The sequence below is a fragment of the Devosia indica genome (assembly GCF_003056405.1).
GTDB classification, from domain to species: domain Bacteria; phylum Pseudomonadota; class Alphaproteobacteria; order Rhizobiales; family Devosiaceae; genus Devosia; species Devosia indica.
The window spans coordinates 53,149-73,092 of the sequence record NZ_PYVZ01000004.1; the positions used below are offsets into that span (position 1 = coordinate 53,149).

The following is a 19,944-nucleotide window of genomic DNA, read 5'->3' on the forward strand; positions in this document are numbered from 1 at the left end:
ACAGGCGCTGCACTGTTGTCAGACTATCGAAACGCCGGATTGGCGGTGGCATGGGTATTGTGATGTGCGTGGCACGCGGGCCAATTGAACATGGCTGTGAACGGGCAGGCAGAGGTTCAAACTGCCCCTTGCATCTGCCGCGCTTTGCCATTAGACACACCCTCGCCTGAAGGGGTTTAGCTCAGTTGGTAGAGCATCGGTCTCCAAAACCGAGGGTCGTGGGTTCGAGTCCCCCAGCCCCTGCCAGGCAATTTACAGACATCTTTGAACAGATCAGCGCGACACGATCGTGGTCTTAACCATGCTCGTCGTCTTTTGCTGGCAATGTGTCGTGGCTAACAAATCGTTATTGACAGTTTCCATAGCTATGTGGACAGCATTGCTGGCAAATTCGCCATCGGTCGGTTTTTCCGTTTGCTGTATGGGTAACGGTGGGTTTTGGGATCTTGGCCGATTTTTTTAGGTGCCGGATATTTCAATTTGTGCAAATCTGACCTCCGGCTGCAACAACGTGGTGTCATGTTGTTGTGTTTCTGGATGGTTATTTCAGAGTAATTGGCGAATGAATTTTGAGTTTTGGAGGGGTTGAATGGACTATCTGTATTTTAACCAGCAGATCGGTGGCTCCACCAATGCCATCCTTAACGATGCGCTGACCGGCATTGCCTTCGACCGGGTCGAGACACCGGTTTTCGGGGTCAGCCACATCTACCTGACCGGCTCCAATGGTCTGGTCACGCGGGTGAGCGTTTCCGGTCTGACCTGGGACGGCGATGTTCCCACTGGTGGGGTGGTGAACGATGCCAATATCAGCTGGGACGGCCAGCATATTCTCGGGATCAGTTTCAGCCGCACGGTGCTGATCACCGAACTCTATCCATTGCTCGTGGCTGCCGGCGAGGGCGACTACGCTCCCATCGATGCCTTCATGGACAGCTTCGGGCTGAGCCTGAATGCGCAATATGCACCTGCGGGTGTGCAGTTCGTCGCGGGTGACAATCCCGACGCCCTGTTCGGTTCGAATTTCGATGACCAGCTCATCGGTGGCAATGGCAATGACGTGTTCTCGGGATATGCCGGCAACGACGTTATTGACGGTGGCGAAGGATACGACTTTATCGACTACGGGCCCCTGATCGGCGGACCGATCCATGTCGATCTGACTGCCGGAACAGTCAGCAAGCCCTATGGCGATGTGGATCAGATCACCAGCGTTGAGCGCATTCGGGGAACGGTCCACGACGATAGCTTTATCGGTGACGATGGGACCAATATCTTCAGCGCCAATATCGGAGATGATACCGCCGATTTCGGCAAAGGGATCGATATCCTGCAGATCGAGTGGAACCGGAGTGGCTTCATCCTCGACTTGGTCGCCGGGACGGCGATGCACGACACCTTTGGCTATGGCACCAAGAGCTTTAGCGGTGTCGAATACATCGCTTTCTCGGACGTTCTCATCGAGCTGGAAGAGCACACCAATATCGGCGGCAACTTGGGAGCGGATCTGCTGGTGCAGGCTTCTTCCGGTGCCATTCGCTACATCGAGGGTCTGACGGGTAGCCTGCACTATGTCGCGCACGCTTCCGGACGTGAAGTTGTCGGCATCGGGGATTTCAATGCCGACGGCACCGATGACATGCTCTACCGCAATGGCAATGACTGGTACGGCCATCTCGATGGAGCCGGAGCCAATACCAATATCGGCTTCCGCAGCGGCCTGTCGCTGATGGCTGTGGGCGATTATACCGGTGACGGGCGCGACGACCTGCTGTTCCGCAGCGACAGCTCGGGATGGTACTCCATGGTCGAGGGCGACGGCACCTTCTCCAATGTCGGCTTCCGGCATGGCGAGAGCCTGAAGGGCCTCGGGGACTTTAACGGCGATGGCGCGACCGACATCCTGTTCCAGCGCGACTCAAGCGGATGGTACGCCTATGTGGACGGCGCGACGCGCGCGACTGTCAATGTCGGTTTCCGCCCCGGGCAAACGCTGCTCGCGACCGGGGATTTTGATGGGGATGGCCGGGACGACCTGCTGTTCCAGAGCGATAGCAGTGGCTGGGTGTCCTATGTGAAAGGCGCCCAGGACGGTGCACCTTACACCGTCGGGCTCGGTGTCCGGACAGTCGAATTCATCGGTGTGGGTGACTTCAACGATGACGGTAAGGACGACATCCTGTTTCAGAGCGCGACCAGCGGCTGGATGTCCTTCATTGAGGGCGGCAGCGGCGCCAATGTGAATATTGGCTTTGCGCCCCAAGGGCATCACGTTGTGAGCATTGCCGATTTTGATGGCGATGGCAGCTCAGACCTGCTCATGCAGCACGAAACGAGCGGCGAGGCCACGATCTTGCGCGGTGCTGATCGCGCGGATCAGATCGCGGTCAGATCCTTGGCCGACTACGAATTGCTGTCGGCCGACCTGGGCACGAATGTTGGCGACGACGTGTTTATTGCCTGATCATAGCCAGACTGCCCGGTCGGTCGGGTATGCGACCGGCCGGGCAAACGAAAAGAGCCAGTCCCCGGCAGGGGTAGGGAGTGCATGGGATCCGGGGACTGACGTTGGAGGTCGCAGGAGGCAAATCCTGCATTTCCAAGAACGTACGATTGCCGAAATGGTTTCCGGCGCTATCCGGGTTTTCGATGGGCATCCAGGACGGCTTGGACTGCCGCAAAGCCGCAACGAGGTTGTTACCGCTTATTCTGCTGCTGCGGGCAGGGGATCGCTGTGCCTGGCCTTGAGCTTGTTGAGCTGATGGGCTGCATGGGTGAGCAAAGCGGTGCGCACCTGCTCATGCGGCACCTTGCCACAATTGGCCCTCACAGGCAGGTCAAGGCCGTATTCGGTAACGTTGCCCTGGAATTGCTCGCGAATCCGCACGCGCACCACCCCGGTGATACGACCTGAAATGGTCGGATGGGGACCAAAATGCATCAATTGGCAGGCAAGGACCTCGAACGACATTGCTCCCTCCACGAGCTTTGCCACATTCCGGGCACAATCTATCCAACGACATGCAATGCGGGGGCGCAAGGGGGATTCGTGCGCCTTTTGCACTTATGCTTTACATGTGATCGGAAACAGACTGTGTCCGGAGCGGCGATTCGATTGCCAAGCCTGTTGCATTCCTCTGGCAAAGCCTCTAGATAGCCCGCTCTAGCCGTGCGGGATTCCTGCGCGGCCTTTGGTTTTGCACCAAGATACGAAGTAGATTTGCCCATGGCCCGCACGAACCCAGTCCAGTTTTTCCAGCAGGTTCGCTCGGAAGTCAGCAAGGTCACCTGGCCGGGCCGGAGCGAGATTGTGATTTCCACGATCATGGTTCTGGTGCTGGTCATTCTGGCCAGCCTGTTCTTCCTCGCGGCGGACCAGGTCATTTCCTGGTTCGTATCCTTGATGCTGTCGATCCGCTAAGTCGGTTCATACAAGAAAAGTTATTGGGAGCGGCGACCCTTTATGGCCAAGCGCTGGTACATCGTTCAGGCGTATTCGAACTTCGAGCGCAAGGTGGCGGAAGATATCCGTCTCAAGGTTGCGCAAAAGAAGCTTGAGCACCTGTTTGAAGACGTGATCGTGCCGACCGAAAAGGTCGTCGAGATCCGTCGAGGCCGCAAGGTCGATACGGAGCGCAAGTTCTTCCCGGGCTATGTGCTGGTGAAGATGGATATGACCGATGAGGCGTTCCACCTGATCAAGAACACGCCCAAGGTCACTGGTTTCCTCGGTTCGGACAACAAGCCGATGCCGATTTCGGAGAGCGAGGCCATGTCGATCCTGCAGCAGGTGCAGGAAGGTGTGGATCATCCCAAGCCCTCCGTCAGTTTCGAAGTGGGCGAGAACGTTCGCGTTTCGGACGGTCCGTTCGCCAGCTTCAATGGCATCGTCGAAGAGGTGGACGAGGAACGCTCCCGCCTCAAGGTCGAGGTCTCGATTTTCGGTCGCCCCACGCCTGTGGAGCTCGAATACGGTCAGGTCGAAAAGGTCTGATCGATACGCGGGGGCAACCTCGCGAAACCCGTGGAAGGGGATGGCGCTTAGCCGGCGTCAGGAAACCGTACCACGGCTTCAACTGCCCTTCGGGGCGCATGAGAAGGATAGAAAATGGCTAAGAAGATTACGGGCTATATCAAGCTCCAGGTCCCGGCTGGCTCTGCCACCCCGTCGCCCCCGATCGGTCCGGCGCTGGGTCAGCGCGGTCTGAACATCATGGAATTCTGCAAGGCCTTCAATGCGGCTACGCAGGAGCTCGAAAAGGGCTCGCCGATTCCGACCATCATCACTGCCTATGCCGACAAGAGCTTCACTTTCGAGATGAAGCAGCCGCCGGTCACCTACTTCATCAAGAAGGCGATGAACCTGAAGTCCGGCTCCAAGCTGCCGGGCAAGGAAAGCGTCGGCACCATCACCGAAGCCCAGCTTCGTGACATCGCCGAAAAGAAGATGAAGGACCTCAACGCGGACGACGTTGAAACCGCAATGAGCATGATCGCCGGTTCCGCCCGGTCGATGGGCATCCAGGTCGAGGGCTGATAGAGATGGCAAAGATCGCAAAGAAGGTTGCCGCTGCCCGTGAAGGCATTGATCGCAACAAGCTGTACTCGCTCGAAGATGCCATCAAGATGGTGAAGTCGAAGGCTTCGGCCAAGTTTGACGAGACCGTCGAGATCGCGATGAACCTCGGTGTTGACCCGCGTCACGCCGACCAGATGGTTCGTGGTGTCGTGAGCCTGCCCAATGGCACCGGCAAGACCGTTCGCGTCGCTGTGTTCGCCCGTGGCGCCAAGGCCGACGAGGCCACCGCTGCCGGTGCTGACATTGTTGGCGCTGAAGACCTGCTCGAAACCATCCAGTCGGGCAAGATCGACTTCGACCGCTGCATTGCCACTCCGGACATGATGCCGCTGGTCGGCCGTCTGGGCAAGATCCTGGGCCCGCGCAACCTAATGCCGAACCCCAAGGTCGGCACCGTGACCATGGACGTCAAGGGCGCCGTTGGCGCTGCCAAGGGCGGCGCTGTGGAATACCGCGTCGAGAAGGCCGGTATCATTCACGCCGGTATCGGCAAGGTGTCGTTCTCCGAGGACGCGCTGCTGCAGAACATCAAGGCGTTCACCGACGCCGTGCAGAAGTCCAAGCCGGCTGGCGCCAAGGGTACCTATGTCAAGCGGGTGTCCGTGAGCTCCACCATGGGCCCGGGTGTCCATGTCGAGCCGAATACGGCCGTCTAATTCGAATTCCGGGCGGTTCGCCGCCCGGTTTCGCCGTCCCTTCGGGGGCTGCGTTAAGTCCTGTCCGAGACTGCCGGCCGGCGTCATGCCGTTAATTCCAGTTCTGGAGCCAGCAATAGACGGGGTGAGACCCAATTCCGGGCCGAATGGCCCAGAGTTTGTGGTTCGAACCTAAGCCAGTTGCCCCAAGCGGGCACTCGGTTGGCAGGCACTAACCGTTGTTCCCCGGCCCACAGGGCAGGGGGCAGCAATTGGCAATGGTCCCTTGGCTAATGCCCTGGGGCTTATTTGTGGAGACTAGCTTTGGAAAGAGCGGAAAAGCGTGAAGTCGTCGCCTCGCTCCAGGAATCCCTTGCGGGTGCTGGATCGATCGTCGTCGCGCACAATACCGGCCTGACCGTCGCTGCGTTCACTGACCTGCGCGTGCAGGTCAAGAAGGCTGGCGGCAAGGTCAAGGTCGCCAAGAACCGCCTTGCCAAGCTCGCTCTTAAGGAAACCGATGTCGCGGATATCTCGGGCCTGTTTACCGGCCCGACCGTCATCGCCTATGCGGAAGATCCCGTCGCTGCACCCAAGATCGCAGCGGCCTTCGCCGAGAAGAACCAGAAGTTCGTTATTCTCGGTGGTGCCATGGGGACGACCGCTCTGGACGCCGATGGCGTCAAGGCGCTGGCAACCATGCCGTCGCTGGACGAACTGCGTGCCAAGCTCGCAGGTCTTGTCAAGCAGCCGGCAACGAACATCGCTTCCATTCTGGTGCAGCCAGGCGCGGGCATTGCCCGCGTTCTCAAGGCTCACGCCGAAAAGAGCGAAGCGGCGTAAGGCCGTTCCAAACTACCTCAACATTCGAACCCGAACTCAAACTGAAAAGAGTGTAAAATGGCTGATCTCGCCAAACTCGTTGATGATCTCTCGGCCCTGACCGTTCTGGAAGCTTCTGAGCTGTCCAAGATGCTGGAAGAAAAGTGGGGCGTTTCCGCCGCTGCTCCGGTTGCTGTTGCCGCCGCCGGCGGTGCTGCTCCGGCCGCTGCTGCTGAAGAAAAGACCGAATTCGACGTGATCCTTGCCGCCTTCGGCGACAACAAGATCAACGTCATCAAGGAAGTCCGTGGCATCACCGGCCTCGGCCTGGGCGAAGCCAAGGCCCTGGTTGAAGGTGCTCCGAAGGCCGTCAAGGAAGGCGTGTCGAAGGCTGAAGCCGAAGACATCCAGAAGAAGCTGGAAGCTGCTGGCGCCAAGGTCGAACTCAAGTAATTTCGACTTTTGCCTTGAAATTTGCGAAATGGCGCTTTATGTGCCATTTCGCTTTTCCGTTTCTGACGGAACGATTCGCTTTGGGCCGATTGGATGGGTCCAAGCCCCAATTTGCGGAAATATATGACGAATTTGGATGTCGCGGGCAGCTTGAAGCCTCTGTTGACCTCGCCGTGGGCTGCCCCTCGTGCGGGGCTTTAGTCGCTGATCACGTGTCTGTGAACCGGCTCATCGGGTTGTGAGCCGGATTCCTTTGCCATCCACCAAGACCCGACGAATTGACTAACCAGGCATATATCCCGAGCGCCGACGGCTGATAGTCGGGTCTTTGGATATCTGCCTCCGAGACAAGCGCTTTAAAGTAGGAGCTTTCATGGCTACCACGTTCAACGGCCGCCGCAAGGTTCGCAAGTCCTTCGGCTCCATCCGCGAAGTCACGGAGCTGCCCAATCTGATCGAAGTCCAGAAGGCTTCCTATGATCAGTTTCTTCAGGTTGCCGAGCCCAAGGGTGGCCGGCCTGAAGAGGGGTTGCAGTCCGTGTTCCGGTCGGTTTTCCCGATCACCGACTTTTCCAACACCGCATCGCTCGAATTCGTGCGCTACGAATTCGAACAGCCCAAATACGACATCGACGAGTGCCGTGCGCGCGACATGACCTTCGCTGCCCCGCTCAAGGTGACGCTGCGGCTGATCGTGTTTGAAGTGGATGAAGAAACCGGCGCCCGTTCGGTAAAGGATATCAAGGAGCAGGACGTCTATATGGGCGACATGCCCTTCATGACGCCCAATGGCACTTTCGTTGTCAACGGCACCGAGCGCGTTATCGTTTCGCAGATGCACCGTTCGCCTGGCGTGTTCTTCGATCACGACAAGGGCAAGACGCACTCTTCGGGCAAGCTGCTGTTCGCTGGCCGCATCATTCCCTATCGCGGGTCCTGGCTCGATATCGAATTCGACGCCAAGGACATCGTCTATGCGCGTATCGACCGTCGTCGCAAGATTCCGGTCACCTCGCTGCTCAAGGCGCTTGGCATGGATGCCGAGGAAATCCTCGACACCTATTACAACAAGCTGAACTATGAGAAGACCGAGAAGGGTTGGCGCGTTCCTTACGATGCCGAAAAGTGGAAGGGCGCCAAGCCGACCCACGACCTGATCGACGCCAAGACTGGCGATGTCGTGCATGAAGGCGGCAAGAAGCTCTCGGCCCGCCAGGCCAAGAAGCTGGCCGAGAACGGTCTGACCCACCTGCTGGCGGTCGATGAAGACCTTTTCGGCATGTATGTCGCCGAGGATCTGGTCAACCTTCAGACCGGTGAAATCTATGCCGAAGCGGGCGACGAACTGGACGAGAAGCTGCTGACCGCTCTGGTCGAGAAGGGCTTTGACGAGCTGCCGATCCTGGATATCGATCATATCTCGATCGGTGCCTATCTGCGCAACACGCTGGCAATCGACAAGAACGAGAGCCGCGAAGACGCGCTGTTTGACATCTATCGCGTCATGCGTCCGGGTGAGCCGCCCACCGTCGAAACTGCCGAAGCCATGTTCCAGTCGCTGTTCTTCGACAGCGAGCGCTATGACCTGTCGGCCGTTGGCCGCGTCAAGATGAACATGCGCCTTGAACTCGATGCGCCCGACACCATGCGGACCCTGCGCAAGGAAGATATCGTGGAAGTCGTCCGCACGCTGGTTGACCTGCGCGATGGCCGCGGCGAAATCGACGACATCGACAATCTGGGCAACCGCCGCGTTCGCTCGGTCGGCGAACTCATGGAAAACTCCTATCGTCTTGGCCTGCTCCGCATGGAGCGCGCCATCAAGGAGCGCATGAGCTCGGTCGAGATCGACACGGTCATGCCGCAGGACCTGATCAACGCCAAGCCGGCTGCTGCTGCTGTGCGTGAGTTCTTCGGTTCCTCGCAGCTTTCGCAGTTCATGGACCAGACCAACCCGCTCTCGGAAGTGGCGCACAAGCGTCGTCTGTCCGCGCTTGGGCCGGGTGGTCTGACCCGCGAACGTGCTGGCTTCGAAGTCCGCGACGTGCATCCGACCCACTATGGCCGCATCTGCCCGATTGAGACGCCGGAAGGCCCCAATATCGGTCTGATCAACAACCTGGCCACCTATGCCCGCGTCAACAAGTACGGCTTCATCGAGACCCCGTACCGCAAGATCGTCGACGGCAAGCTCACCGATGAGGTCGTGTACCTCTCCGCCATGGAAGAGGCGAAGCACTATGTCGCCCAGGCGAACGTGGCCTTCACCAAGGATGGCGAACTGGCCGACGATCTGGTAGTGGCTCGCCACGCCGGCGACAACGGCCTGACGCCCAAGGAAAACGTCGACCTGATGGACGTTTCGCCCAAGCAGATGGTGTCGGTTGCTGCTTCGCTGATCCCGTTCCTCGAGAACGACGACGCCAACCGCGCCCTGATGGGCTCGAACATGCAGAAGCAGGCTGTGCCGCTGCTGCGTGCCGAGGCTCCCTTCGTGGGCACCGGCATGGAACCGGTGGTGGCCCGTGACTCCGGCGCTGCCATCGTGGCCAAGCGGACCGGTATCGTGGATCAGGTGGATGCGACCCGTATCGTCATTCGCGCAACGGCGGAAACCGATGCGTCGAAGTCGGGCGTCGACATCTACAATCTGATGAAGTTCCAGCGTTCGAACCAGTCGACCTCGATCAACCAGCGTCCGCTGGTGGTGGTGGGCGACCACATCAACGCTGGTGACATCATTGCCGACGGTCCCTCGACCGAACTGGGCGATCTGGCCCTGGGCCGCAATGTGCTCGTCGCGTTCATGCCCTGGAATGGCTACAACTTCGAAGACTCCATCCTTCTGAGCGAAAAAATCGCCATGCAGGACGTCTTCACCTCGATCCATATCGAGGAATATGAAGTCATGGCCCGTGACACCAAGCTTGGTCCGGAAGAAATCACCCGAGACATTCCGAACGTTTCGGAAGAAGCGCTCAAGAACCTGGACGAAGCCGGTATCGTGCATATTGGTGCCGAAGTGCAGCCGGGCGACATTCTGGTCGGCAAGATCACCCCCAAGGGTGAATCGCCGATGACACCGGAAGAAAAGCTCCTCCGCGCCATCTTCGGTGAAAAAGCGTCGGATGTTCGTGACACCTCGCTGCGCGTGCCCCCGGGCGACGCCGGCACCGTCGTGGAAGTCCGTGTCTTCAACCGTCATGGTATCGACAAGGATGAGCGCGCCATGGCCATCGAGCGCGAGGAAATCGAACGCCTCGCCAAGGACCGTGACGACGAACAGTCGATCCTGGATCGCAACGTCTATGCGCGTCTCAAGGAAATGCTGTTCGGCAAAGCCGCTACGGCTGGTCCGAAGGGCTATGTCGTGGGCACCAAGCTCAATGACTCGATCTTTGAAGGTCAGCCGCGTTCCAAGTGGTGGCAGTTTGCCGTCGAGGACGACAAGGTCATGACCGAGATGGAAGCTCTTCATGCTCAGTATGAAGAGAGCCGTCGTCTGCTCGAGCAGCGCTTTATCGACAAGGTGGACAAGCTGCAGCGCGGTGACGAACTTCCGCCGGGTGTGATGAAGATGGTCAAGGTCTTCATCGCCACCAAGCGCAAGATCCAGCCGGGCGACAAGATGGCCGGCCGTCACGGCAACAAGGGTGTGGTTTCGCGCATCGTGCCTGTCGAAGACATGCCGTATCTCGAAGACGGCACTTCGGTGGACATCGTGCTCAACCCGCTCGGCGTGCCCTCGCGCATGAATGTCGGACAGATCCTGGAAACCCATCTGGGTTGGGCTTGTGCCGGCATGGGCCGCAAGATCGACGAGATGGTTCGCGCCTATCACGCCAAGGGTGACCTCACCCCGCTGCGTTCCGAGATCAAGACGCTGTTCGCCAATGATGACACGCTGAACGATCTGGATGACGACAGCCTGGTTCGCCTGGGTGAACATCTCTCCAAGGGCGTACCGATCGCGACCCCGGTGTTTGATGGTGCCAAGGAAGCCGACATTGTCGAAATGCTGGAACAAGCAGGTCTCAAGGCCTCGGGCCAGTCGACCGTGTTCGACGGCCGTACCGGCGAGCAGTTCGACCGTCAGGTGACCGTGGGCTACATCTATATGCTCAAGCTCGACCACCTGGTGGACAACAAGATCCACGCGCGTTCCATCGGTCCTTACTCGCTGGTTACCCAGCAGCCGCTCGGCGGCAAGGCACAGTTCGGTGGCCAGCGCTTCGGCGAGATGGAAGTGTGGGCCCTCGAAGCGTATGGCGCTGCCTATACGTTGCAGGAAATGCTCACCATCAAGTCGGACGACGTGGCGGGTCGTACGAAGGTCTACGAGGCCATCGTGCGCGGCGACGACACCTTCGAAGCGGGCATCCCGGAAAGCTTCAACGTTCTGGTCAAGGAAATCCGGTCCCTCGGTCTCAATGTCGAGCTCGACATGCGCGAGGACGGGGAACCCGAACAGTCTGATCCGGAGCTCGCACCTCCTCAGGAAGCGGCGGAATAATCCGGCACTTCCAACCCCATTCACCTTCCGACCGGACCGGCAGCCTGGCTGCGGTCCGGGAGGATAGAGGAGAGAAATGATGAACCATCATTCCCACGTCATGGACCCGTTCAACCCGGCCGTCCCCGTGCAGACTTTCGATCAGATGAAGATCTCGATCGCGAGCCCCGAAAAGATCCTGTCCTGGTCCTATGGCGAAATCAAAAAGCCTGAGACCATCAATTACCGTACGTTCAAGCCCGAGCGTGACGGCTTGTTCTGCGCCCGTATCTTTGGTCCCGTGAAGGACTATGAGTGCCTGTGCGGCAAGTACAAGCGCATGAAGTTCAAGGGCGTCATCTGCGAAAAGTGCGGTGTGGAAGTCACTCTGAGCCGCGTGCGCCGCGAGCGCATGGGCCATATAGAGCTGGCCGCTCCGGTCGCTCACATCTGGTTCCTCAAGTCCCTGCCGAGCCGCATTGCGCTGCTGCTCGACATGACGCTGAAGGATATCGAACGTATTCTCTATTTCGAGAACTATGTCGTTCTCGATCCTGGCCTGACCCCGTTCACGCAGAACGAGCTGCTTACCGAAGAGCAGTTCCTGGATGCACAGGATGAGTACGGTGCCGACAGCTTCACCGCCAAAATCGGTGCCGAAGCGATCCGCGAAATCCTGCTCGGCCTCGATCTGGAAAAGATCGCGGCTGACCTGCGCGTGGAAATTGCCGAGGCAACCACAGAGCTCAAGCCCAAGAAGCTGGCCAAGCGTCTCAAGATCGTCGAGCAGTTCATCGTTTCGGGCAACAAGCCCGAATGGATGATCATGACCGTCATTCCGGTCATTCCGCCTGAGCTGCGCCCGCTGGTGCCGCTGGATGGCGGCCGGTTCGCCACATCGGATCTGAACGACCTCTATCGTCGCGTCATCAACCGCAACAATCGCCTCAAGCGCCTGATCGAGCTGCGTGCGCCCGATATCATCATCCGCAACGAAAAGCGCATGCTGCAGGAAGCGGTCGACGCGCTGTTCGACAATGGCCGCCGCGGCCGCACCATTACCGGTGCGAACAAGCGTCCGCTGAAGTCGCTGTCCGACATGCTCAAGGGCAAGCAGGGCCGGTTCCGCCAGAACCTGCTCGGCAAGCGCGTTGACTATTCCGGCCGTTCGGTGATCACCGTGGGCCCGAACCTGAAGCTGCACCAGTGCGGTCTTCCCAAGAAGATGGCGCTCGAGCTGTTCAAGCCGTTCATCTATTCGCGCCTGGAAGCCAAGGGCTTCAGCTCGACCGTGAAGCAGGCCAAGAAGCTGGTGGAAAAGGAAAAGCCGGAAGTCTGGGATATCCTGGATGAGGTGATCCGCGAGCATCCGGTTCTGCTCAACCGTGCGCCGACCCTGCACCGTCTCGGCATCCAGGCCTTCGAGCCCATGCTGATCGAAGGCAAGGCCATTCGTCTGCACCCGCTTGTCTGCTCGGCCTTCAACGCCGACTTCGACGGCGACCAGATGGCCGTGCACGTTCCGCTCTCGCTGGAAGCCCAGCTTGAAGCACGCGTGCTGATGATGTCGACCAACAACATTCTGCATCCCGCCAACGGTCAGCCGATCATTGTGCCCTCGCAGGACATTGTACTTGGTCTCTATTATCTCTCGCTGATGAACGACAATGAGCCGGGTGAAGGCATGGCTTTCGGTTCCTATGCGGAACTGGAACACGCGCTCGACAACAAGGTCGTGACCCTGCACACCAAGATCAAGGCCCGCGTGCCGGCTTGGGATGCTGAAGGCAAGCAGACCACCGAGATCGTGGAAACGACCCCGGGCCGCATGCTGATCGGTCAGATCCTGCCGATCAATCCGGCGGTGCCGTTCGCGACAGCCAACCAGCTGATGACCAAGAAGATGATCTCCAAGATGATCGACACCGTTTATCGCGGTTGCGGTCAGAAGGAGACGGTCATCTTCTGTGACCGCGTCATGCAGCTTGGCTTCAAGAACGCCTGTGATGCCGGCATTTCGTTCGGTAAGGACGACATGGTTATCCCTGCGTCCAAGTACACGATCGTGGAAGACACGCGTAAGCAGGTCGAAGAGTTCGAGCAGCAGTACAATGACGGCCTGATCACCCAGGGCGAAAAGTACAACAAGGTCGTGGACGCCTGGGCCAAGTGTGGTGACAAGGTTGCCGAAGAGATGATGGACGCGATCCGTACCGTCCAGATCGATGAGGAAACCAAGCGCCAGAAGCCGATCAACTCGGTCTACATGATGAGCCATTCGGGTGCGCGTGGTTCGCCGGCCCAGATGAAGCAGCTTGCCGGCATGCGCGGCCTGATGGCCAAGCCGGACGGCTCGATCATCGAAACGCCGATCACCGCGAACTTCAAGGAAGGCCTGAACGTGCTGGAGTACTTCAACTCCACCCACGGTGCCCGTAAGGGTCTGGCCGATACCGCTCTGAAGACGGCGAACTCGGGTTACCTGACCCGTCGCCTGGTGGACGTGGCTCAGGACGCGATCATCGTGTCCGAAGACTGCGGCACCGAGCGTGGCCTGACCATGGAGCCCATCGTGGACGCCGGTCAGGTTGTGGCTTCGCTGGGTCAGCGCATTCTGGGTCGCACGACGGCCGACGATGTGTTCCACCCGATTTCGGGCGATCTGATCGCGCCGAAGGGCACGCTGCTTGAAGAAAAGCATGTCGACGTGATCGAAGAGGCCCGTATCCAGTCGGTCCGCATTCGTTCGCCGCTGACCTGCGACATGCGTCAGGGTTGCTGCGCGGCCTGTTACGGTCGCGACCTGGCACGCGGTACTCCGGTCAATATCGGTGAAGCTGTCGGCGTTATCGCTGCTCAGTCCATCGGTGAACCTGGTACCCAGCTCACCATGCGTACGTTCCACATTGGTGGTACCGCACAGGTGGTGGACTCGTCCTTCCTCGAGGCTGGTGCCGAGGGCAAGATCGAAGTCCGCAATCCGAACCTGGCAACCGTCGAAGGTGGCAAGCAGGTCGTCATGGCCCGTAACGTGTCGCTTGCGATCGTTGACGCTGACGGCAAGGAGCGTACCACGCACAAGGTAACCTATGGTTCCAAGCTGCTGATCAAGGAAGGCGACACCGTTCGCCGTGGTCAGCGCCTGGCCGAATGGGATCCGTACACCCGTCCGATCCTCGCCGAAGTAGAGGGTGAAGTGGTGTTCGAGGACCTGGTGGACGGTGCTTCGGTGGCAGAAAACACCGACGAGGCGACCGGTTTCACCAAGCGCGTGGTCATCGACTGGCGCGGCAATCAGCGTGGCGAGGGCCTCAAGCCTGCGCTCGCCATTGCCCGTGGCGGTGCGATTGCCAAGGTGGATCGTGGCGGCGAAGCCCGTTACCTGCTTTCGGTTGATGCGGTTATTGCCGTTGAGCCGGGCGAAAAGGTTGCACCGGGTGACGTCCTGGCCCGTATTCCTCTGGAAAGCGCCAAGACCAAGGACATCACCGGCGGTCTGCCGCGTGTGGCCGAGCTGTTCGAAGCCCGTCGTCCGAAGGATCACGCCATCATCGCTGAGATCGATGGTACCATCCGCTTCGGTCGCGACTACAAGAACAAGCGCCGCGTGATCATCGAGCCAACCGAGGAAGGCGCTGATCCGGTTGAATACCTGATCCCGAAGGGCAAGCCGTTCCATCTGCAGGAAGGCGATACCATCGAGAAGGGCGAATACATCCTGGACGGCAATCCGGCTCCGCATGACATCCTTGCGATCAAGGGCGTCGAAGAGCTGGCACGCTATCTCGTCAATGAGATTCAGGAGGTCTATCGCCTGCAGGGCGTGCTGATCAACGACAAGCACATCGAGGTGATCGTTCGCCAGATGCTGCAGAAGGTCGAGATCGTGGAACCGGGCGAGTCCGGCCTGCTCAAGGACGAGCAGCTCGACAAGCTGGACTTCGACGAGCTCAACGATCAGCTCATTGCCGAAGGCAAGAAGCCGGCTACGGCGAACCCGGTGTTGCTGGGTATCACCAAGGCCTCGCTGCAGACCCGTTCGTTCATCTCGGCAGCCTCGTTCCAGGAGACCACACGCGTCCTCACGGAAGCGGCTGTCTCCGGCAAGGCCGACCTGCTCGAAGGCCTCAAGGAGAACGTCATCGTTGGCCGCCTGATCCCGGCGGGTACCGGTGCCGGTCAGTCCAAGGCCAAGCAGATCGCCGCCAAGCGCGACGATCTCATCCTGGAAGAGCGTCGCCGCCAGGCCGAGACCGTGCAGATTGCGGCCCCTGCTGCCGAGTAACGGGACCACGATACAAGAATTGGGGAAGGGGCCTTCGGGCCCCTTTCTTTTTGGCTATTTGACCAGATGCAGGAAGCTGGTGAGTTCGCGGGCGGCTGCCGCACCGGCCCGGTTCGCTCCGATGGTCGAGGCGGAAGGGCCGTAACCGACCAGATGCACGCGCGGATCCTTGGCCGCCTGGGTGGCAAGGCGCCCGGTCATGGTGATGCCGCCGCTCTCTTCGCGCAATTGCAACGGGGCCAGATGGTCGAGTGCGCTGCGGAACCCGGTGCACCATAGGATCACATCGACTTCTAATGTGCGCCCGTCGGACCACCGAATGCCGGTCGGCGTGATTTCGGAAAACATCGGCTGGCGATCAAGCACACCGCGTTTGCGCATGGCCTCGATCGCGGGTGTGACCGGTAGCCCGGTGACCGAGACCACGGCGCGCGGTGGCAGGCCGGCCCGCACACGCTCTTCAACCATTGCCACAGCCCTGCGTCCGGCCTCTTCATCGAAGGGGCCGTCGCGCCAACGTGGTGGCGTGCGCGTCACCCAACTGGTCTGGGTCACTTGTGAAATCTGATCGAGCAGTTGGATGGCGGAGATTCCCCCGCCGACAATCAGGACATGGCGCCCGGCAAAATCGCTGGCCGTTCGGAAGTCCTTGGTGTGAAGAGTCTGACCCTTGAAAGTGGCAGCGCCGGGATACTCTGGAATATAGGGGTTCTCCCAGGTGCCGGTGGCATTGATGATGCCGCGCGCAGAAAGCAATCCGCGGTCAGTTTCGATGCGTAGCCGCTCGCCACGATCACACACCACTTGTACTGTCGCCGGGCGCAGAACCCGTAGATCAAAATGGGTCTCATAGGCTGCGAAGTAATGCGGCACCGCAATCGAGGCCTTGACCGTATCGTCTCCGCCTGCAAATTCCCCGAAGGCAAGACCGGGCAGGTCGTGAACCCGGTTGACTGTGCTCAGGGTGAGTGAGGGCCAGCGGTACTGCCAGGCGCCTCCCGGCTGCGGGGCCCGGTCGAGAACCAGGAAATCTTTCTCGGGTTCGAACCCGAGCTTGCGCAGATGGTGCGCGGCGCTGAGCCCAGCTTGCCCGGCGCCGATCACCACGATATCCAGTTTCAGGGCGGCAAGCAGGGTCTGTTCACTCAAGGGACGCTCCGTCGGTGGCTTCTGATCTAATCAGGCCAAGGACCATGCGCAAGGGCAGGGGGGCAGCGTTCGCGGCAGCGCCGAGCAGGACTCACGTCGTCAGCCGAACCGTTTTTTGGCAATCCGTCCAGTTCCTGTTGACCTCAAACGGGGCCAATCTGCCTGAAACGCAAGGCTCGCCTTCGGTTTTTTCACGAAAGAATCCTTGACGGGGCGAGTCTTCGGTTCTAAACAGCGCCTACCTTAGCGGTCGGTCGTGGTTGCCACACCGGGTCCCTGCCATCTTGAGCGGGAATCCAGGGCAATCAAACACACTGTCGGGTAGTTAGACGAAGCAAATCCTTGTGCGCATGACTGCTGCCGAAAGGCGGGTGGTCCGCTGCAATTGGGGCGCTGCCGAATCCCTCGCGGTTTCGGGCATGCGCCGCTTTGGTTTGCTTGTGTAGACCGAACTGCGCGTCCCAAGGGGCGTGAATTTAGTACTGGAGCCTTTCATGCGTGATGGGCTTCGAATTTTGGACGATGGAAAGAGCGCAATGCCCACCATTAATCAGCTGATCCGCAAGCCACGCGCCAGCAAGCCAAAGCGGAACAAAGTTCCGGCCATGGAAGCCAATCCGCAGAAGCGCGGTGTTTGCTCCCGTGTGTACACCACGACCCCTAAGAAGCCGAACTCGGCTCTGCGCAAGGTTGCCAAGGTCCGCCTGACCAATCAGCGCGAAGTGATTTCGTACATCCCGGGCGAAGGTCACAATCTGCAGGAGCACTCCGTTGTGCTCATCCGCGGCGGTCGCGTGCGCGATCTGCCGGGCGTTCGCTATCACGTGCTCCGCGGTGTCCTGGACACGCAGAGCGTGAAGGACCGCAAGCAGCGCCGGTCCAAGTATGGCGCGAAGCGTCCGAAGTAAGGAGATATTGAGCGATGTCCCGTCGTCACCGCGCCGAAAAGCGTGAAGTTATTCCTGATCCCAAGTTCGGCGATCTGGTCGTTTCCAAGTTCATGAACTCGCTCATGAAGGACGGCAAGAAGTCTGCAGCCGAATCCATTGTCTATGGCGCTTTCGATATCGTCGAGGCCAAGACCAAGCAGGATCCGATCACCGTGTTCCACGGCGCCCTGGACAATATTCGTCCGGCCGTCGAAGTCCGGTCGCGCCGCGTTGGTGGTGCAACCTACCAGGTTCCGGTTGAAGTCCGTACCGATCGTCAGCAGGCCCTGGCCATTCGCTGGCTGATCGATAGTGCTCGCAAGCGCGGTGAGAACACCATGCGCGAGCGTCTGTCCGGTGAGCTCATGGACGCGATGAACGGTCGCGGCCAGGCCGTCAAGAAGCGCGAAGACACGCACCGTATGGCTGATGCCAACCGTGCATTCTCGCACTACCGCTGGTAGTAGGAGCGCCCCATGGCACGCGAATACCCGATTAATCTGTATCGTAACTTCGGCATCATGGCGCACATTGATGCTGGCAAGACGACCACGACCGAACGCATCCTCTACTACACCGGCAAGTCCCATAAGATCGGCGAAGTCCATGACGGCGCCGCGACCATGGACTGGATGGAGCAGGAGCAGGAACGCGGTATCACCATCACGTCTGCTGCCACCACGACCTTCTGGAAGGATCGTAATGGCACCATGCACCGTTTCAACATCATCGACACCCCGGGCCACGTGGACTTCACCATTGAAGTCGAACGTTCGCTGCGCGTGCTCGACGGTGCTGTTGCGCTGCTCGACGCCAATGCCGGTGTAGAGCCGCAGACCGAAACCGTCTGGCGCCAGGCCGACAAGTATCACGTGCCGCGTCTGATCTTCGTCAACAAGATGGACAAGATCGGTGCCGACTTCTACCGCTGCGTCGACATGGTCGGTACGCGTCTGGGTGCCAAGGGTGTTCCGGTGCAGCTCCCGATCGGTGCCGAGAATGACTTCAAGGGCGTCGTCGATCTGATCGAAATGAACGCTCTGGTCTGGCGCAATGAAGAGCTCGGCGCACAGTGGGATATCGTGGAAATTCCGGCCGACCTCAAGGAAAAGGCCGAAAAGTACCGCGAAGCCATGATCGAAGCTGCCGTCGAACTCGACGATGCGGCGATGGAAGCTTACCTCGAAGGCGAGCTGCCGAGCAACGACACCATTCGTCGTCTGCTGCGCCAGGGCGTCTGCGATACCAAGTTCTTCCTGATCTTTGCCGGCTCCGCCTTCAAGAACAAGGGCGTACAGCCCCTGCTCGACGGCGTTATCGACTTCCTGCCGGCCCCGACCGACGTCCCGGCCATCAAGGGCATCGATGCCAAGACCGAAGAGCCGATCGAGCGTCACGCTGACGACAACGAGCCGCTTTCGATGCTGGCCTTCAAGATCGCCAACGACCCGCACATGGGCTCGCTGACCTTCTGCCGTATCTATTCGGGCAAGCTGGAGCAGGGTGCGCAGCTGGAAAACACCGTGAAGGGCAAGCGCGAGCGCGTTGGCCGCATGTTCCAGATGCACTCGAACAGCCGCGAGCAGATCAGCGAAGCTTTCGCTGGCGACATCGTGGCCATTGTGGGCCTGAAGGACACCACCACAGGTGATACCCTCTGCCCGTCGAACTCGCAGGTTATCCTGGAGCGCATGATCTTCCCGGATCCGGTTATCGACATTTCGGTTGAGCCGAAGTCGAAGGCCGACCAGGAAAAGATGGGCCTTGCCCTCAACCGCCTGGCTGCCGAGGATCCGACCTTCCGCGTCAAGACTGACGAGGAATCGGGCCAGACCATCATCTCGGGCATGGGCGAGCTGCACCTCGACATTCTCGTGGATCGCATGAAGCGCGAGTTCAAGGTCGAGGCCAATATCGGCCAGCCCCAGGTTGCCTATCGTGAGACCATCACGAAGAAGACCATCAAGGACTACACCCACAAGAAGCAGTCGGGTGGTTCGGGCCAGTTCGCCCGTATCAAGCTCGAGGTCGAGCCGGGTGAAGTTGGCAAGGGTCTTGAGTTCGTCAACGCCATCGTTGGTGGCGCAGTGCCGAGGGAATACGTCCCGGGCGTTCAGAAGGGCCTGGAATCGGTCATGGGCGCAGGCCCGCTGATCGGCTTCCCGGTCGTGGACATCAAGGTCACCCTGACCGACGGTGCGTACCACGATGTGGACTCCTCGGTGCTGGCATTCGAAATCGCAGCGCGCGCGGGTTTCCGTGAAGCAATGCGTGAAGCCGGTCCGAAGATTCTCGAGCCGATCATGAAGGTTGAAGTTACGACGCCAGATGAGTACATGGGCGACGTCATCGGTGATTTGAATTCCCGTCGTGGGCAGATCCAGGGCACTGAAAGCCGTGGTGTGATCCAGGTCGTGAATGCATTTGTGCCGCTTGCCAACATGTTTGGTTACGTGAATTCGCTCCGGTCCATGAGCCAGGGTCGTGCTCAGTATTCGATGGTTTTCGATCACTACGAGCAGGTCCCGCAGGCAGTCGCCGACGAAGTCCAGGCCAAATACGCCTAAAAACAGCGCAAGCTACTAAAAACTCAACTGAAT

The 19,944-nt window shown here is 59.4% G+C and carries 14 protein-coding genes and 1 tRNA gene; 13 read left to right on the top strand and 2 right to left on the bottom strand.

The features are described from left to right. The first annotated feature begins 170 nt into the window (after nt 1–170). Together DDE76_RS05090 and DDE76_RS05095 are read left to right on the top strand one after the other, a co-directional pair. Nucleotides 171–246, top strand: a tRNA-Trp gene (locus DDE76_RS05090). 343 nt (nt 247–589) lie between these two features. Next, nucleotides 590–2,464, top strand: a complete 1,875-nt coding sequence (locus DDE76_RS05095; RefSeq protein ID WP_104894159.1) for an FG-GAP-like repeat-containing protein — start codon at nt 590–592, stop codon at nt 2,462–2,464. A 240-nt stretch (nt 2,465–2,704) separates the two neighbouring features. On the opposite strand, the gene DDE76_RS05100 is transcribed toward DDE76_RS05095, so the two are convergent. Then, a complete protein-coding gene (locus DDE76_RS05100; RefSeq protein WP_104894160.1) occupies nt 2,705–2,971 on the bottom strand; it encodes a hypothetical protein in 267 nt (88 codons plus the stop codon). 255 nt (nt 2,972–3,226) lie between these two features. Between DDE76_RS05100 and secE the strand changes: the two genes are divergently transcribed. The 8 genes from secE (at nt 3,227) to rpoC (ending at nt 15,266) form a co-directional block, all read left to right on the top strand. After that, a complete protein-coding gene (gene secE / locus DDE76_RS05105; protein WP_104894161.1) occupies nt 3,227–3,421 on the top strand; it encodes a preprotein translocase subunit SecE in 195 nt (64 codons plus the stop codon). A gap of 42 nt (nt 3,422–3,463) precedes the next feature. Beyond that, nucleotides 3,464–3,994 (top strand): transcription termination/antitermination protein NusG, encoded by a 531-nt coding sequence (gene nusG, locus DDE76_RS05110; RefSeq protein ID WP_104894162.1) that lies wholly within the window; start codon nt 3,464–3,466, stop codon nt 3,992–3,994. A 114-nt stretch (nt 3,995–4,108) separates the two neighbouring features. Further along, complete coding sequence (gene rplK, locus DDE76_RS05115) at nt 4,109–4,537, top strand: 50S ribosomal protein L11 (protein WP_104894163.1); 429 nt, start codon at nt 4,109–4,111, stop codon at nt 4,535–4,537. A gap of 5 nt (nt 4,538–4,542) precedes the next feature. Further along, nucleotides 4,543–5,235, top strand: coding sequence for a 50S ribosomal protein L1 (rplA, locus tag DDE76_RS05120; RefSeq protein WP_104894164.1), 693 nt, complete (start codon nt 4,543–4,545; stop codon nt 5,233–5,235). Between the two features lie 303 nt (nt 5,236–5,538). After that, nucleotides 5,539–6,057 carry a 50S ribosomal protein L10 gene (gene rplJ / locus DDE76_RS05125; protein ID WP_104894165.1) on the top strand — a complete coding sequence of 173 codons (519 nt, stop codon included), beginning with the start codon at nt 5,539–5,541 and terminating at the stop codon, nt 6,055–6,057. A 57-nt stretch (nt 6,058–6,114) separates the two neighbouring features. Further along, nucleotides 6,115–6,489 (top strand): 50S ribosomal protein L7/L12, encoded by a 375-nt coding sequence (gene rplL / locus DDE76_RS05130; protein ID WP_104894166.1) that lies wholly within the window; start codon nt 6,115–6,117, stop codon nt 6,487–6,489. Nucleotides 6,490–6,862: 373 nt separating this feature from the next. Next, a complete protein-coding gene (gene rpoB, locus DDE76_RS05135) occupies nt 6,863–11,002 on the top strand; it encodes a DNA-directed RNA polymerase subunit beta (protein ID WP_104894167.1) in 4,140 nt (1,379 codons plus the stop codon). Between the two features lie 79 nt (nt 11,003–11,081). Next, nucleotides 11,082–15,266: a DNA-directed RNA polymerase subunit beta' gene (gene rpoC, locus DDE76_RS05140; RefSeq protein ID WP_104894168.1), complete on the top strand. Its 4,185-nt coding sequence runs from the start codon at nt 11,082–11,084 to the stop codon at nt 15,264–15,266. Between the two features lie 54 nt (nt 15,267–15,320). Here the strand turns inward: rpoC and DDE76_RS05145 are convergent, their stop codons facing one another. Beyond that, nucleotides 15,321–16,415, bottom strand: a complete 1,095-nt coding sequence (locus DDE76_RS05145; protein WP_104894169.1) for an NAD(P)-binding domain-containing protein — start codon at nt 16,413–16,415, stop codon at nt 15,321–15,323. A gap of 536 nt (nt 16,416–16,951) precedes the next feature. Between DDE76_RS05145 and rpsL the strand changes: the two genes are divergently transcribed. From rpsL to fusA, 3 genes are read left to right on the top strand one after another with little or no spacing between them, the layout of a single operon-like run. Then, nucleotides 16,952–17,323 carry a 30S ribosomal protein S12 gene (rpsL, locus tag DDE76_RS05150; RefSeq protein WP_035080811.1) on the top strand — a complete coding sequence of 124 codons (372 nt, stop codon included), beginning with the start codon at nt 16,952–16,954 and terminating at the stop codon, nt 17,321–17,323. A 14-nt stretch (nt 17,324–17,337) separates the two neighbouring features. Beyond that, the gene (gene rpsG, locus DDE76_RS05155; RefSeq protein ID WP_104894170.1) at nt 17,338–17,808 is read left to right on the top strand and encodes a 30S ribosomal protein S7; all 471 of its coding nucleotides are present in this window, start codon (nt 17,338–17,340) and stop codon (nt 17,806–17,808) included. Between the two features lie 12 nt (nt 17,809–17,820). Then, complete coding sequence (fusA, locus tag DDE76_RS05160) at nt 17,821–19,911, top strand: elongation factor G (protein ID WP_104894171.1); 2,091 nt, start codon at nt 17,821–17,823, stop codon at nt 19,909–19,911. Nucleotides 19,912–19,944 lie beyond the last annotated feature (33 nt).

What these genes read in the sequence shown, in the direction of transcription:
- rpsL (WP_035080811.1), top strand. Translation starts at nt 16,952, where the DNA reads ATGCCCACCATTAATCAGCTGATCCGCAAGCCACGCGCCAGCAAGCCA.
- DDE76_RS05095 (WP_104894159.1), top strand. Translation starts at nt 590, where the DNA reads ATGGACTATCTGTATTTTAACCAGCAGATCGGTGGCTCCACCAATGCC.
- rplK (WP_104894163.1), top strand. Translation starts at nt 4,109, where the DNA reads ATGGCTAAGAAGATTACGGGCTATATCAAGCTCCAGGTCCCGGCTGGC.
- rpoB (WP_104894167.1), top strand. Translation starts at nt 6,863, where the DNA reads ATGGCTACCACGTTCAACGGCCGCCGCAAGGTTCGCAAGTCCTTCGGC.
- fusA (WP_104894171.1), top strand. Translation starts at nt 17,821, where the DNA reads ATGGCACGCGAATACCCGATTAATCTGTATCGTAACTTCGGCATCATG.
- rplL (WP_104894166.1), top strand. Translation starts at nt 6,115, where the DNA reads ATGGCTGATCTCGCCAAACTCGTTGATGATCTCTCGGCCCTGACCGTT.
- nusG (WP_104894162.1), top strand. Translation starts at nt 3,464, where the DNA reads ATGGCCAAGCGCTGGTACATCGTTCAGGCGTATTCGAACTTCGAGCGC.
- rplA (WP_104894164.1), top strand. Translation starts at nt 4,543, where the DNA reads ATGGCAAAGATCGCAAAGAAGGTTGCCGCTGCCCGTGAAGGCATTGAT.
- secE (WP_104894161.1), top strand. Translation starts at nt 3,227, where the DNA reads ATGGCCCGCACGAACCCAGTCCAGTTTTTCCAGCAGGTTCGCTCGGAA.
- DDE76_RS05100 (WP_104894160.1), bottom strand. Translation starts at nt 2,971, where the DNA reads ATGTCGTTCGAGGTCCTTGCCTGCCAATTGATGCATTTTGGTCCCCAT.
- rpoC (WP_104894168.1), top strand. Translation starts at nt 11,082, where the DNA reads ATGAACCATCATTCCCACGTCATGGACCCGTTCAACCCGGCCGTCCCC.
- rpsG (WP_104894170.1), top strand. Translation starts at nt 17,338, where the DNA reads ATGTCCCGTCGTCACCGCGCCGAAAAGCGTGAAGTTATTCCTGATCCC.